General features: G+C 69.9%; 11 protein-coding genes and 1 pseudogene. 6 read left to right on the top strand and 6 right to left on the bottom strand.

All coding sequences use genetic code 11. From position 1 onward, the window contains the following. Positions 1-123: 123 nt before the first annotated feature. From purL to VIR15_RS07660, 3 genes are all read right to left on the bottom strand, one after another. Positions 124-4,038 carry a phosphoribosylformylglycinamidine synthase gene (purL, locus tag VIR15_RS07670; RefSeq protein WP_331926882.1) on the bottom strand — a complete coding sequence of 1,305 codons (3,915 nt, stop codon included), beginning with the start codon at positions 4,036-4,038 and terminating at the stop codon, positions 124-126. Positions 4,039-4,190: 152 nt separating this feature from the next. Further along, positions 4,191-5,924, bottom strand: a complete 1,734-nt coding sequence (locus VIR15_RS07665) for a bifunctional metallophosphatase/5'-nucleotidase (protein WP_331926881.1) — start codon at positions 5,922-5,924, stop codon at positions 4,191-4,193. Between the two features lie 136 nt (positions 5,925-6,060). Next, positions 6,061-6,681: an LURP-one-related family protein gene (locus tag VIR15_RS07660; RefSeq protein ID WP_331926880.1), complete on the bottom strand. Its 621-nt coding sequence runs from the start codon at positions 6,679-6,681 to the stop codon at positions 6,061-6,063. A 148-nt stretch (positions 6,682-6,829) separates the two neighbouring features. On the opposite strand from VIR15_RS07660, the gene VIR15_RS07655 reads away from it, so the two are divergent. The 4 genes from VIR15_RS07655 to VIR15_RS07640 all read left to right on the top strand — a co-directional run bounded on the left by VIR15_RS07655 (position 6,830) and on the right by VIR15_RS07640 (position 10,897). Continuing rightward, complete coding sequence (locus tag VIR15_RS07655; protein ID WP_331926879.1) at positions 6,830-7,378, top strand: cysteine hydrolase family protein; 549 nt, start codon at positions 6,830-6,832, stop codon at positions 7,376-7,378. 4 nt (positions 7,379-7,382) lie between these two features. Further along, complete coding sequence (locus VIR15_RS07650) at positions 7,383-8,330, top strand: GlxA family transcriptional regulator (RefSeq protein ID WP_331926878.1); 948 nt, start codon at positions 7,383-7,385, stop codon at positions 8,328-8,330. Between the two features lie 248 nt (positions 8,331-8,578). Next, the gene (locus tag VIR15_RS07645) at positions 8,579-9,733 is read left to right on the top strand and encodes an acyltransferase family protein (protein WP_331926877.1); all 1,155 of its coding nucleotides are present in this window, start codon (positions 8,579-8,581) and stop codon (positions 9,731-9,733) included. A gap of 252 nt (positions 9,734-9,985) precedes the next feature. Then, positions 9,986-10,897 carry a DUF559 domain-containing protein gene (locus tag VIR15_RS07640; RefSeq protein WP_331926876.1) on the top strand — a complete coding sequence of 304 codons (912 nt, stop codon included), beginning with the start codon at positions 9,986-9,988 and terminating at the stop codon, positions 10,895-10,897. A 33-nt stretch (positions 10,898-10,930) separates the two neighbouring features. Here VIR15_RS07640 and VIR15_RS07635 read toward each other — a convergent pair whose 3' ends face one another. Both VIR15_RS07635 and purD read right to left on the bottom strand, forming a co-directional pair. Continuing rightward, positions 10,931-11,857, bottom strand: a complete 927-nt coding sequence (locus VIR15_RS07635; RefSeq protein ID WP_331926875.1) for a phosphoribosylaminoimidazolesuccinocarboxamide synthase — start codon at positions 11,855-11,857, stop codon at positions 10,931-10,933. A 23-nt stretch (positions 11,858-11,880) separates the two neighbouring features. Beyond that, positions 11,881-13,155: a phosphoribosylamine--glycine ligase gene (gene purD, locus VIR15_RS07630; protein ID WP_331926874.1), complete on the bottom strand. Its 1,275-nt coding sequence runs from the start codon at positions 13,153-13,155 to the stop codon at positions 11,881-11,883. Positions 13,156-13,205: 50 nt separating this feature from the next. On the opposite strand from purD, the gene VIR15_RS07625 reads away from it, so the two are divergent. Then, on the top strand, positions 13,206-13,499 hold the full coding sequence (locus tag VIR15_RS07625; RefSeq protein ID WP_331926873.1) for a hypothetical protein: 294 nt from the start codon (positions 13,206-13,208) through the stop codon (positions 13,497-13,499). Positions 13,500-13,502: 3 nt separating this feature from the next. Here the strand turns inward: VIR15_RS07625 and VIR15_RS07620 are convergent, their stop codons facing one another. Next, on the bottom strand, positions 13,503-14,135 hold the full coding sequence (locus VIR15_RS07620) for a GNAT family N-acetyltransferase (protein WP_331926872.1): 633 nt from the start codon (positions 14,133-14,135) through the stop codon (positions 13,503-13,505). Between the two features lie 60 nt (positions 14,136-14,195). Between VIR15_RS07620 and VIR15_RS07615 the strand changes: the two are divergent. Continuing rightward, a pseudogene (locus VIR15_RS07615) lies at positions 14,196-14,673 on the top strand (helicase); the annotation flags it as partial.

The raw sequence follows: 14,673 nt of genomic DNA, 5'->3' as shown, positions 1-14,673 counted from the left end.
GACATCGGCCAGCGCTGGCCGCCAGAGTCGACACGCGACCAAGGGAGGCTGCCTCGGGAAGCGAGCCCAGCGGCATACGGCTTGATCGTGAAAGGTTGCTCCCCCGGGGAGGGGAGCGATCTTTCACACTCCGACTGAGTCCACCCAGACCCGCGCGTTGCGGAACATCCGCAGCCACGGGCTCTCGTCCTCGATCCGCCCGGCGGTCCACGACAGCTGGACGTTCCGGGAGACGCGCTCCGGGTGGGGCATCATCGCGGTGAACCGGCCGTCCGGGGTCGTCACGGCCGTGAGCCCGTCGGGCGACCCGTTGGGGTTGTGCGGATACGTGACCGCCGGGGCGCCCTGGTGGTCGACAAAACGCATGGCCCGCTGCACCGCCGCGGAGTCGCCGCGAGCCGAGAAGTTGGCAAAGCCCTCCCCGTGGGCGACCGCGATCGGCACTCGGCTGCCGGCCATCCCGGTCATGAAGATCGAGGGCGACTCGAGCACCTCGACGAGCGTGAGGCGGGCCTCGTACTGCTCCGAGCGGTTGCGGGTGAAGCGCGGCCACGCCTCGGCGCCGGGGATCAGCTCGCCCAGCGCCGCGAACATCTGGCAGCCGTTGCAGATGCCCAGCCCGAAGGTGTCCTCCCGGTGGAAGAAGGCCCGGAACTGCTCGGTCAGCCGCTCGTTGAAGAGCACCGAGCGGGCCCACCCCTCCCCCGCCCCCAGCGTGTCGCCGTAGGAGAAGCCACCGCAGGCCACGAGCCCGACCACATCGGCCAGGTCGAAGCGCCCGGCCTGCAGATCGGTCATGTGGACGTCGAACGTGTCGAAGCCGGCCCGGTCGAAGGCGAACGCCGTCTCGACATGGCTGTTGACCCCCTGCTCGCGCAGGATGGCGACCTTGGGCCGAGCCCCGCGCGCCACATAGGGCCCTGCGACGTCGTGGGTCGGGTCGAAGGTCGGTGCGATGACCAGGCCAGGATCGTCATCCGCGCCGAACGCAGCGTGCTCCTCGTCGGCGCAGGCCGGGTTGTCCCGCAGTGCCGCGATCCGCCACGACACCTCGTCCCAGGCTTGCGCGAGGTCCCGCACGGACTCGTCGAGCGCAGCCTCGCCACCGACCGTCACGCGGATGCGTCGCTCGGCATTCGTGCGGCCGACGACGGACACGAGCTCACCCAGGCCGTGCCCCGTGAAGATGTCCCGGACAGCCTCGAGCTCACCCTCGTCCACACCCAGCACGACACCGAGCTCCTCGGTGAACAGGCCTGCGACAGAGGGAACGTCGAGATCGACACCCATCGCACCGGCAAAGCCCATCTCACAAGCCGCTGCCCACAGGCCACCGTCCGAGCGGTCGTGGTAGGCCACGTCGATCCCGCGACCACGCAGCTCGGCCAGGGCAGAGGTGAGCGACACGAGCCGACCAGGATCGTCGAGGTCGGGCACCTCGCCGCCGAACGCACCCGACACCTGGGCCAGCATCGACCCGCCGAGCCGGTCGCGCCCGGCGCCGAGATCGACGAGGACGAGCACGGAGTCAGGACGCAGCTGCGGCGTCCATGTGCCACGCACGTCGAGCAGCGACGCGAAGGCCGACACGACGAGCGACACCGGCGACGTGACCTGCTTGTCCTCACCGCTCGCCGGGTCGGTCCAGCGGGTCCGCATCGACAGCGAGTCCTTGCCGACAGGCACGGAGATCCCGAGGGCAGGGCACAGCTCCATCGCGACGGCGTGGACGGTGTCATAGAGCGCCGCATCCTCGCCGGGCTCGCCGCAGGCCGCCATCCAGTTGCACGACAGCTTCACGGCGCTGAGCGAACTCACCGGCGCGGCAAGGAGGTTCGTCAGGGCCTCGCCGACGGCCATCCGCCCGGAGGCCGGCGCGTGCACCGAGGCGAGCGGCATGCGCTCCCCACTGGCCATCGCCTGACCCGCGAACCCGACGTGGTCGGACAGCGTCACCGCGACGTCCGCGACGGGGACCTGCCAGGGGCCGACCATCTGGTCCCTGTGGGTGAGGCCACCAACGGTGCGGTCGGCGATCGTCACGAGGAACCGCTTTGACGCGACCGTCGGGTGTCGCACGATGTCGTATGCCGCTGAGCGCAGTCCCAGCGCATCGACGTCGAGCTCGTCCCCAACTCGCGACAGCCGGGTGACGTCCCGCGTCATCCGCGGCGGCTTGCCGAGCAGCACGTCCATCGGCATGTCGATCGGTCGGTCGTCGCCCGGCCGGTCCTCCGACGAGGGGGCGAGCACGAGTTGGGCGTCGTCACGGGCCACCCCGACGACGGCATAGGGACACCGCTCACGGTCGGCGAGCGCCGCGAACCGCTCCAGCGACTCCGGCGCGATGGCCAGGACATAGCGCTCCTGGCTCTCGTTGCACCAAGCCTCCTTGGGTGCGAGGCCGGACTCCTCGAGCGGCACCGCGGACAGGTCGAAGCGCGCGCCGAGACCGGCGCCGTCGACGAGCTCGGGGAACGCGTTGGAGAGGCCGCCGGCACCGACATCGTGGATCGCGAGGACCGGGTTGTCCGCCCCGAGGCTCCAGCAGTGGTTGATGACCTCCTGCGCGCGGCGCTCGATCTCGGGGTTGCCCCGCTGAACGGAGTCGAAGTCGAGCTCGGCCACGTTGGCCCCCGCGGCCATCGAGGACGCCGCGCCCCCACCCATGCCGATCCGCATCCCCGGACCACCGAGCTGGACGAGCAGGGTGCCGGCCGGGAAGAGGATCTTCTCGGTCTGGTCAGCGCTGATCGAGCCGAGGCCGCCCGCGCTCATGATCGGCTTGTGGTAGCCGCGGCGCACCCCGTCGACGGTCTGCTCGTAGACGCGGAAGAAGCCTCCGAGCCCCGGCCGACCGAACTCGTTGTTGAAGGCGGCCGCACCGATCGGCCCCTCGACCATGATCTCGAGCGGGCTCGCGATGTGGTCCGGGGCCCCGTAGACCTCCTGCTCCCACGGCTCGTCGGTGCCGGGCAGGTGGAGGTTCGACACGGCGAATCCAGTCAGGCCCGCCTTCGGCTGGCTGCCGCGGCCCGTCGCCCCCTCGTCGCGGATCTCGCCACCAGCCCCGGTCGCGGCACCCGGGAAGGGACTGATCGCGGTCGGGTGGTTGTGGGTCTCGACCTTCATGAGGACGTGGACCTCGCCGGGCCGCGCGGCGTAGCGGCTGGGGCCGTCACCAGTCCCCTCGGGCAGCCAGCGCGTGACCTGCCCACCGGCCATGACCGACGCGTTGTCCTTGTAGGCGACGACGGTGCCCTGGCCGGCGACCTCCTCGGTGTGCCGGATCATCCCGAAGAGGGACCGCGCCTTCGGCTCGCCGTCGACGACGAAGTCGGCGTTGAAGATCTTGTGGCGGCAGTGCTCGGAGTTCGCCTGGGCGAACATCATCAGCTCGACGTCCGTCGGGTTGCGCCGCAGCGCGGTGAACGCCTCGACGAGATAGTCGATCTCGTCCACAGCGAGGGCGAGGCCGTAGTTCTTGTCGGCCTCCTCGATGGCGACGCGGCCGCGGCCGAGGACGTCGATGTGCTCCATCGGGTCCGGGTGGCGCTCGTCGAGCAGAGCACTGGCGGCCTCGACGGAGGGCAGGGCCGACTCGGTCATCCGGTCGTGGAGCAGGTCAGCCGCCGCGGCCCAGTCCGACTCGGAGAGCCGCGATGACGATGCGAGGCGGTACTCGGTGACCCGCTCTACCCGACGCACGTCGACGCCGCAGTTGTGCGCGATGTCGGTCGCCTTGGACGCCCACGGCGAGAGCGTCCCGAGCCGGGGCGAGACGACGACGCTCGTCAGGTGATCGCCCGCGGGCTCGGGCCCGGCCCCCGGACCGTAGGTGAGCAGGCGCGTCACCGTCTCCTTCGTCGCGCCGTCCAACGGCCCGTGGCTCGCAACCTGGTGGACGTACCGGGCCGAGAGCCCGGTCACCGACGGCACGGCTACCTGGAGGCGCGCGAGGAGCGCCGCGGCGCGGAACGGAGAGAGGGCGCTACCGCCCGGGACGGTGGTCAGCACGAGGTCGTGCGACGAGGCCATGGCGTGCGGTCTCCCGGTGGTGCGAGGCGGGCTGGCAAGGCGGAGTGCCGCGTCAAGATTACCCGTCGCGCAGCGATGCCCTTGCTTCGTGCGACAGCGTGAGGGCCACTCCCGGCTGGGAGCGGCCCTCACGAGGCGGTCGTGCAGCGTGCTTACAGGCCAGCGATGCGGCTGTCCGGAGCCGTGAGTCCCGGGTGCGTCTTCATGAACTCGACCAGGTTGGCCAGGTCCTCCGGCCCGCCGATGCGGTTTGTCCCCGCGCTGAAGCCGGTGAACAGGTCACCGCCGTCCGCGAGGAAGTTCAGCGTCGCGACGCGGTAGGTCTGGTTGAGGTCGATCGGCACCCCATCCAGGGCCATCGAGCCGCGAACGACCCGGCTGCCCTGCGGCTGCGAGGCATCCCACTCGTAGGTGAAGCCCTCGGAGACGCCGAGCGCGAGCATCGGGCGCGAGCCACGCGCAGCCACCGGCTGGTACTGCTGCTCGAGGATCGTCTGGATCTGCGCCCCGGTGAGGTCGAGCGTCACGAGGACGTTGCCGAAGGGAGCGACGAGGTAGGCCTCCTCGTAGGTGATCTCGCCCGGCTGCTCACCGTTGGTGATGGCGTCGTAGCGGAACGAGCCACGGACGCCGCCGACGTTCATGAAGGCGATCTGGGAGTCGGTCTCCTGGGTGCCCCAGAGGATGGCGTCGGCGACGAGGTCGCCCATCGGCGTCTCAATGCCGCGGTTGCCAGAGGAGTCACCGAGGATGTCTTCGGCCACCGTGCCGACGACCTCGCCCGCGATCGGGCCGGACAGCGCGCGCCACTTGTCGAGAATCGCGGTCTGCTGCGCGTCGGCTGTCAATGCGGCGCGCTCGACGAGGTGGTTGGTCGCCGTGCTCTGGTCCCGGACGACGTCCTTGGTGCGGCGGTTGATGACGAGCTCGGTCTCGGTGACGACGCGGCCGTAGTCGGCGGCGCTCGTCACGAGCCGGTTGGCACCCGACGGGTCGGGCAGCTGACAGATGTACGGCTGGTGGGTGTGGCCGGTGACGACGGCGTCGATCGCCGGGTCGAGCTGCGCGGCGATCTGCGCGATGGGCGCCGAGATGCCGTTGCACGTGTTGATGCCGAACGGCGTCGCCTGGTAGCCACCCTCGTGCAGGAGCACGACGATCGCCTCCACGCCGCGCTCACGGAGGAGCTCGGCCTGCGCGTTGGCCGTCTCGACCTCGTCCTTGAACTCCACCGACGAGACCCCTGCCGGGCTGACCAGTGTCGGGGTGGCCTCGAGCGTCATACCGATGAAGCCGATGTCGACGCCGTTCACCTTCTTGACGGACGTGGCCGGCAGGAGCGTCCGCCCGTTGTCCTTGCGGACGACGTTGGCGGCCAGCCACTGGAAGTCGGCGCCGGAGTAGGGCGCGTCCGGGAAGTAGCAGCCATCGGTGGGGTGACAGCCGCCGTTCTGCATGCGCAGCAGCTCCGTCGTGCCCTCGTCGAACTCGTGGTTGCCGACGCTCGACACGTCGAGGCCCATCGCGTTGAGGGTCTCGACCGCCGGCTCGTCGTGGAACATGCCGGACAGGAAGGTCGACCCGCCGATGAGGTCACCCGCGGCGACGGTCAGGGTGTTCGGGTGGCCGGCGCGCAGCTCGGTCAGCTTGGCGGAGAGGAACTCGGCACCACCGACATCCTTGCCGTCCAGGGGGCCGGTCTCGTTGTTCTTGGCTTCGAGGTGGCCGTGGTAGTCGTTGAACGACAGCAGCTGAACCGACAGGTTCGCGCTCGGGTTGGGCTTGTCGTTGTCGTTCTTCGCCTGGGCGGGGCCGACGGCGAACGCCGTGCCCCCCAGCAGCGCCGCTGCCCCGACAGCGACGACGCGGCTCATGCGATGCGTCATGTGAGACTCTCTCCTGGTCTTGGTGATTCGGAACTACACGGGTCTTCTTCCGACGTGCATGTTCTCGGCGAGACCTTACGAGAGTTCGACGCCCAGTGGGACGAAGTGCATCGAATTGGTTTCGGCCCGTTGCGAGTCAGCGGGACTGGAGGGCGTCCAGGGCGACGCCCATCGCCGCGGCCACTCGCCAGTCGAGCCGCCAGCCGTTCGCCTGGGCGGGCAGGTCGATGAAGTACGTGTCCTTGATGCCGACCCTCTTCGTCGAGCTCATGACGATCGCTCCGTCACTCGCGCGGAAGTCGAAATGGAACAGCCACGGGATCGGCAGGTCACCCGCGACCGGGATGATGTCCCAGACGCGGCGCAGCACCGCGACCTTGGCGTTGCGCTCCTGCCCGACGGACTCGAAGCCGTCCGCTGTACCCAGGTGCCAGGTCGACCTCCCGAGCGAGGCGGTGAAGTCCTTGCGGAACCAGCCGATCGGCTGACCCACGCCATCGACGATGTCGTAGCCGGACCCGAGGTCGATGACCTTGCGTGCCTTGAAGCCGAAGAGCGGATGCGTCTTGGCCGCGTCCGTGAAGAAGGTGACCTGCTCCTTCATCGCCATCCGCTTCTGCTCGGCGAAGCACAGCAGGCCGAGGTCGGTGCCGGCCTCGTCGGTGCGGATCACCTCGTAGCGATTGACCATGAACGTGAGCTTCTGTCGCACCTTGAGGCGCTCGAACTCGTGGGAGGGTGTGGCCGGCTGGGTCATGCGCTTAGGCTCGCACACGTTCTCTGGCCCTCCGGGCAGGGTGCCGTATGCCGCTGAGCTTGCTTCCGCGCGCTCGTGACCGGATCCGTCCGCTGGGTGACCGGCAGTGGCCTCGTACGCAGGCGGATCGGCGGCGAGACTTGGAGTCATGAACCGAGCACTCGTCGTCATCGACGTCCAGCAGTCCTTCCGCGAGCTGCCCAGCTGGGCGCAGGTCTCCGCGCCCGACATCGCCGAACGCATCGTGCCGCTCGTCGAGCATGCCCGGGCCGCGGGCCACAAGGTCGTCTGGGTCCTGCACTCCGAGCCCGGCAGCGACACTCCCTTTGACCCGGCGAGCGGGCACGTCCGGCTCCTGCCCGGCCTCGAGCCCGCGGACGGGGAGCCGGTGCTGCACAAGACGAGCCACAACGCCTTCACCACGACGAATCTCGGGCAGCTGCTCACCCAGTGGGGTGTCGGTGGCGTCGACGTCGCCGGGATCCGGACGGAGCAGTGCGTCGAGACGACGGCCCGGCTCGCGAGCGACCTCGGCCATGACGTGCGGTTCGTCGTCGATGCGACGGCCACGCATCCGCTGCGGACTGCCGATGGGTCACGGGTGATCCCGGCGGATCAGGTCATCGAGCGGACTGCGGCTGCACTGCAGGGCCGTTTCGCATCGGTCGTCACCGTCGCCGAGGTGCTGGCATCCTGACGTGGTGCCGGGTCCTCGCAGGGTCGTGTTCGCGTTGCCGACCGACGTGCACCTGCTCGACGTCGCCGGGCCGGCCCAGGCGTTCTCCATGGCGGCCGAGCTCGGCGCGGGGTACGACCTCGTCTTCGTCGGGGATGCGGAGACGACCCGGTCGCGGCAGGGTCTCGGCGTCACTGCAGGGACCGAGTGGCCGCTCCTGACGGAGCGGGACCTCGTCGTCGTGCCGGGCTGGTTCGTCGGCCAGCGTGGTGATGGCAGCGACGAGGGGCGCCCGGTCCGGAGCAAGCTCGCGAGGCACTTGGGTGAGGCCGTGGGCGAGCACCATCGGGGTGGCGGTGAGGTCGCGAGTGTCTGCGCCGGGGCGTTCGCCCTCGCGGCCGTCGGCGTGCTCGACGGCCGACGCGCCACGACCCACCACGCCCTGCAGGCGAGCCTCGCGCGCTGGCACCCCACCGTGACGGTGGTGCCCGATGTGCTCTACGTCTCGGATGGTCTCGTGCACACGTCTGCCGGGATCTCGAGCGGGATCGACCTTGCCCTGCACCTCATCGCCCGGGATCACGGGCCCGCCCTCGCTGCCCGGGTGGCTCGCGGGCTCGTCGTGCCCATGCGCCGCAACGGGACGGCGCCGCAGCAGAGCGTCATGCTGCAGCACCGGGACCACATGAGCGACCTGGTGCACCGTGCACAGGACGTGCTCGATGCCGAGTTCGGCGCCCAGTTGAGCCTCGCGGACCTGGCGCGACGCCTCGCGGTGAGCGAGCGGACCCTGACCCGAGCCTTTGTCGCGTCGACCGGGGTCACGCCACACCGCTACCAAACCGCCCTGCGGATCGAGCAGGCCCGGGTCCTGCTCGCCTCGGGCTGGAGCCAGGCGGCAGTGGCCACGGAAGTCGGTCTGGGCGATGCGCGGTCGCTGCGCCGGCTCCTCGCCGACAGCACCGCGAGCTAGCCTCCACCCACCCTCCGACCACAACTGCCCACCGGCGCACTTGTGGCCGCGATCGGGCCGGCCACCCCACCGACAACTGCCCACCGGCGCAGTTGTCGGCGACACCCGGCGCGTCGGTGCCGGTCGGTGACTGCGTCTGTGGCTGACGGCACCGCTGAGCGGCGGCCAGCCCAGCGGCATACGGCATGGGACTTTTGCCCCTAGCCGAGGAGAGTGCCTCGCCCTGCGCTTGAAGGGGAGGTGGCCTCGTGAACGTGCTCCCACAGGCGGTTCCGCAGAGTGGTCGACGACCTGACGCGGCGGCCCGACCGCGTGCGGCATGGGCCGACAACCTCAAGGTCTTACTCGTCACGGGCGTCATCGTGGCCCACACGACGATGGCCTGGACCGGCGTCGGCAACTGGGTCTTCCGGGAACCGACCGTCCGGGAGCCGCTCCTCACCCTCCTCACCATGCTCACCGCGCTGGGCGCCCTGTTCGGGATGCCCCTGTTCTTCATGGTGGCGGGATACTTCACGCCCCGGTCCCTGGCGAGGAAGGACACCCGGCGCTTCCTCGTCGACCGGGCCAAGCGACTCCTCCTGCCCATGCTGGCGTTCGTGGTGCTCCTCAGCCCGCCGATCGAATACGTCGACCCCGACAACGCCTACTGGACTCGAGGATTCTGGGCGTTCGTCCCGGAGGTCTGGTGGCCGCCGGCTCCGGGACCGACGTGGTTCCTCGGGGTCCTGTTCGTGTTCTCAGCCGCCTTTGCGTGCCTCCGCGCGTGGCGCCCTGCTCCTGAGCGCCTGCCACGGCCGCTCCGCCTGACTCACCTGCTCGTCCTGGCGGTGCCGCTCGCTGTGTCCGTCTTCCTCATCCGGACCCAGGCTCCGCTCGGCGAGGAAGTCTGGCGACTCGCGGTGGCGCAGGCACCCGGGTGGGTGCTCGGCTTCGCCCTGGGCGTGCTCGCGGCGGAACGGGGCTGGCTGCCGCTCGAGGGCGTCCTCGGCCGACGCATCAGGTGGATTGCCTGGCTCGGCATGGCCACCAGCGTCGCCCTCCTCGGTGTGGCCGGCGTGGCCGGAATGGACCTGGCCCTCTTCCTCGGGCACGGCACATGGCAGTCAGGTGTGCTGTCCGCCGTCGAGGGAGTCATCCTCGTGACGGTGCCGCTCTGGCTGATGGACGTCTTCCGGCGACGCGTCGACCGGCTGGGTGAGCGGGGTGTGGTGCTGGGTCGGGCGGCGTTCGGCGCGTTCCTCGTGCACCAGGGCGTGCTGGTCGCCCTTGTCCTGGGTGTCCGCCTGCTCCACTGGCCGCCCGAAGCTGCCTACGTGACGGTGTCGACGCTCGGCGTGGCCATCTCCTTCGCCCTCGGCATCCTGCTGACAAAGGTGCCGGGGCTGTCACGCATCGTGTGACCGCGAGGATGCCGCTGACAAGTGCGCCGCGGCCCACCTGTCGACTCGATCCGGCCGGAACCTCACGGACAAGTGCGCCCGGGCTGAATTGCCGGAGCCTGTGGATGGCGCCGACCGGGTCAGCCGCCCGATGGCCATGATCGGCGCATGCCATCTCCAGCGCCGCCGCCCCGCAAACCGGCACCGCCTCAACCGCCCAGCGGCCCGTTCCGCGTCACCGTCACCACGGTTCGCGATGAGGCGACTGGAAAGGTGACGCGCAAGCTGGACCTGCCACCCGGCGTCACTCACTGGGATCTGAGACGCCGCCGCCGATTCCGCAGGCTGTTCCGGGGCGTGTACCTCGACCGCGGGATCCCGGTCACCGAGCGGGTCAGGGCCGCCGGTGCCCTACTGCTCTGTGGCGATGAGGCTGCTGCGTCGCATCACACCGCGGCGCGTATCTGGGGTGCCGTCGTCCCGGATGACGGCCAGGTCCACGTCTCCGTCGACGGCAACCGACCTCGAGTTCTCGGTATCAGAGCGCATCGTGTGAAGGTGGGCGGGCAGCAGTGCAACCGCGTCAATGGGATGCGGGTCACGACGCCGGTCCAGACCTTTCTCGACCTTGGCAGCGAGCTCCCACTCGTCGACCTGGTCGTGCTCGGCGACTCGCTCGTCAAGGCCGCACTCGTCACGCCCGAAGAGCTCGTCGCTGCGGTCAAGACCTTTCGGGGTGGGGGCAGGCGCCTGCTGCGTCGCGCAGCGAGCCTCGTTCGGCGTGACGTCGACTCTCCGATGGAGTCCCGTGTCCGCATGCTCATGCTCCTGGCGGGCCTGCCGGAACCCACGATCAACCACAAGGTGCGGTGGCCCGACGGCTCGTTGCGATACCGGTTCGACCTCAGCTATCCGACGTTCCTGCTCGTCGTGGAGTACGACGGTCGGCAGCACGCCGATTCCGATCGGCAGTGGGATGGCGACATCGACCGGCGTGAATGGATGGATGGCGAGGACTGGCGCATCGTCATCATCAGGTCGAAGGACATCTACAACACTCCGGGGAAGACGCTTCAGCGCATCACCGCCGCCATGCGAGCCAAGGGAATGGCTGTGCCGCGACTCGCTGACGAATGGCGCCTGCACTTCCCCGGGCGCCCCGGCGATGTGGCGGAGCCAGCCTGAAGAGGGATCTGCCTTTGGGTGCAGGCCACTCGCTCAGAAGGATTCGCCGGTCAGTCGCTCGTAGGCCTCGATGTACTTGGCCCGGGTCTGCTCGACCACGTGCTCCGGCAGGGGTGGGGGCGGCTCACCACTGCCGCGGTCCCAGCCCGACTCCGGCGAGGTCAGCCAGTCACGGACGAACTGCTTGTCGTAGGACGGCTGGGCGTGACCGGGCTCCCACTGGTCGGCCGGCCAGAATCGCGACGAGTCAGGCGTCAGGACCTCGTCAGCGAGAACCAAACCACCGGATCCGTCTGGAGCGAGGCCGAACTCGACCTTGGTGTCGGCGATGAGGATTCCGCGCCGGGATGCAATCTCATTGCCCCGGACGAGGATGGCTCGGGTCAGACGCGAGACCTCCGCCGCCACCTCGGCCCCGAGCTCGGCCTCGACCTCCGCGAGCGTCATGGGCAGGTCATGTTCTCCGAACGGGGCTTTCGTGGTCGGTGTGAAGACCGGATCCGGCAGGCGTGAGCCGTCGACCAGGCCCTCCGGCAGCGCAACCCCGGAGACCGATCCCTTGGCGTTGTACTCCTCGAGGCCACCCCCGGTGAGGTAGGCCCTCGCGATGGCTTCGACCTTGAGCATCGTGAGCCTGCGGACCAGCACGCCCCTGCCGGCCACGGCCGCCGGCACGTCCCTGGAGATGACGTGGTTGGGGACGAGGTCGGAGAGCTGGTCGAACCACCACAGTGACAGCCTCGTCAGCACCTCCCCCTTGCCGGGGATCTCCGGCGTCACCATCCAGTCGTAGGCAGACAGCCGGTTGGAGGCGACGAGGAGCAGTCGGTCCGGATCCACGTCGCCCTGGGCATCGAGCGGCGCGTAGAGGTCACGGACCTTGCCGGAGTAGACGTGCTGGTAGCCGGGCAGGTCCAAGGGCAGGTCCAAGGGCGCGTCGCTCGTCGTCACGCCGCACATCCTCCCACCGCGTCAGCGGCCGGTCAGACCGTGATCTCGCCCAGCTCCGCCCGGAGCGCGATGTCAGTGCGATGGTGAGAGCCGGGGAGCTCCACCACCGAGACGGCGTCGTATGCCGCTGACCTTGCCTTCCCGAGGTCACTGCCCACCGCCACGACGTTGAGGACGCGCCCTCCGGCCGAGATGAGCGCGCCGGAGTCGTCACGCTTCGTGCCGGCGTGCAGCACCACCACTCCGGGCACCTCGCCTGCGGCGTCAAGCCCGGTGATCGGGTCACCCGTCCGTGGCGCTCCTGGGTATCCCTCCGAGGCGATCACGACGACGACGGCGTAGTCGTCCGCCCATCGCAGCCGACCGAAGCCCTCGAGCTCGCCCGTGGCAGCAGCGAAGAGCAGCTGCGCGAACGGCGACTCGAGCCGGACGAAGCTCGCGTGCCCGTCCGGGTCCCCGAAGCGGACGTTGAACTCGATCACCTTGGGTCCCCGCTTGGTCAGCGCCAGCCCGACGTAGAGCACGCCGACGAAAGGCGTCCCGCGCCGGTGCATCTCGTCGATCGTCGGCTGGGCCACGCGTGCGACGACGTCCTCGGCCAGACCGGGTGGAGCCCAGTCGAGCGGCGAGTAGGCGCCCATGCCACCGGTGTTCGGCCCCAGGTCGCCGTCACCTACGCGCTTGAAGTCCTGGGCCGGCTCCAGCGCCACGACGTGCGTCCCATCGGAGATGCAGAACACCGACAGCTCAGGTCCGTCGAGGTACTCCTCGACGACGACCCGACCGCCGGCCTTGGCGAGGGACCGCTCGCCGTGCTGCAGGGCCGCCTCCCGGGACTCGGTGACGACGACACCCTTGCCTGCCGCCAGGCCGTCGTCCTTGACGACGTACGGTGGCCCGAAGGCGTCGAGCGCGGACCCAACCTCCTCGATCGTGGTGCAGATGTGCGCGAGGGCCGTGGGCACCTCCGCGGCGGCCATGATCTCCTTGGCAAACGACTTGCTGCCCTCGAGCAACGCAGCACCAGCGGAAGGTCCGAAGACCGGGAAGCCAGCTGAGCGGCATACGTCAGCAACTCCCGCCACGAGCGGCGCTTCCGGTCCGACGACGACGAGGTCAACCTCGTGCTCGCGTGCGAGGGACGCGACGGCCTCGCCGTCGAGGATGTCCAGGGGCACGCAGAGCGCGGTCGCGTCGATGCCCGGGTTGCCCGGCGCCGCGATGACCGCATCGACCTCGGGGTCGGCTGCGATGGCCTTGACGAGTGCGTGCTCACGGGCGCCGGAACCGAGGACGAGGACCTTCACGGCGGCCAGCCTATTGGCTCGTCGGGACGGCCCGGTGAAAGCATGCGTTCATGAGTGGGGACACAGCGGTCGAGGTCAGCGCGCTTGCGATCAACGTCACCATCCCGGAGGAGCTGCGCTGGACCGACACGCGGCGCGACCAGGAGTTTGTCCTCACCACCCTCAACGTGCGGCTGCTGCCCGACGGTCACCTCGCCGCGAAGGCCTACGGGCGGCCGGTCGCGGGCGGGCGCGGCAACTACGTATCGTTCAGGGTGCCGGACAAGCCGGAGCTCTCTGCCCTCGTCGCGGAGGCGGCCGATCGTGCCGGGGCCCTGTGGAGCTCACACGCGGGACTGCGCTGAACCTCAGGACAGGCGGGCCCGGAGGGCGGCCCGGATCGCCGGCCACTCGTCGATGATGATCGAGTAGACCGCCGAGTCGCGCCAGGTGCCGTCGGCACGACGGATGTCACGCCGGGTGACGCCCTCGAAGGTGGCACCGAGCTTGACGATGGCGGCGCGGGACCGGGCGTTGATGACGTCGGTCTGCAGCTTCACGCGTCCGAAGCCGCACGTCTCGAAGGCATGGGCGAGGAGGAGGAACTTCGACTCCGGGTTGACCGCCGAGCCCCACCAGCGGGAGCCGTACATCGTCCAGCCGAGGTGGACGTGCTCCCGCTGCGTGTCCACGTCACCGAGCGAGCTCGTGCCGACGATGGTGCCGGCCGCCCCGAGAGGCGAGTCTTCGACGAGGCGGATGGTGTAGGCGGTGCGCCCGGTGCCGTCGGGTTGCCTGGCGCCGGTCGCGGTCCTCACCAGGGGCTGCAGCTCTGCCGGCGTCGCGGGCGGGAGCGCCATGGCGTAGCCCTGCGTGTAGGCGACGGGGTCCGAGTACACCGCGAAGAGGCCCTCCACGTCCTCGGGACGCATGACATCGAGCCGCACGACGCGACCGACGAGCGGGTCACCGGTTGGTGGGATGCAGCCATCTTGCGCCATCCCAAGACACTAGACTTGATGGTTCCCGCGCCCGCCCCGGGTGCACCGCCGAACCATTGGATGGCTGTGAGCTCCTCGTCCTCCCAGACTCGACCCGCTGCCCCTCCCGACCGCCTGACCGCCGTGCCGGACCTGGTGGCGGCACAGATTGCGGTCGAGCAGACCCACGTCGACCGGGTCATGGCCGAGCTCGAGAAGGCAGGCCGCCGCGCGGACGTCGTCCAGGCTGAAGGGTTGGCCCGCGGCCAGTTCGGCCGGACGGTCGAGGTGGGCGACGCCGAGGGGGCCAGTCTCTTCGAGCGGGACGCGCTGATGTTCCACGCGGCCAGGCGGCGCAACATGCTCGACACGGAGCTCGAGGGTCTCGTCTTCGGGCGGCTCGACATCGACCACGGCATGCTCAGGCAGGCCGGCAACGGGGAGACCTCACGTCCTGAGGACCGCGAGGTGCGCTACATCGGCCGGCTCGGGGTGCGCGACGACGACTACGAGCCGCTCGTCATCGACTGGCGTGCCCCGGCCGCCTCCCCGTTCTACC

The sequence above is a fragment of the Intrasporangium sp. genome, from assembly GCF_036566125.1.
In the GTDB taxonomy this organism is placed as follows: Bacteria; Actinomycetota; Actinomycetes; order Actinomycetales; family Dermatophilaceae; genus Intrasporangium.
Note: the sequence above shows the minus strand (reverse complement) of the source record. Positions and strands in the feature narration are given on the sequence as shown.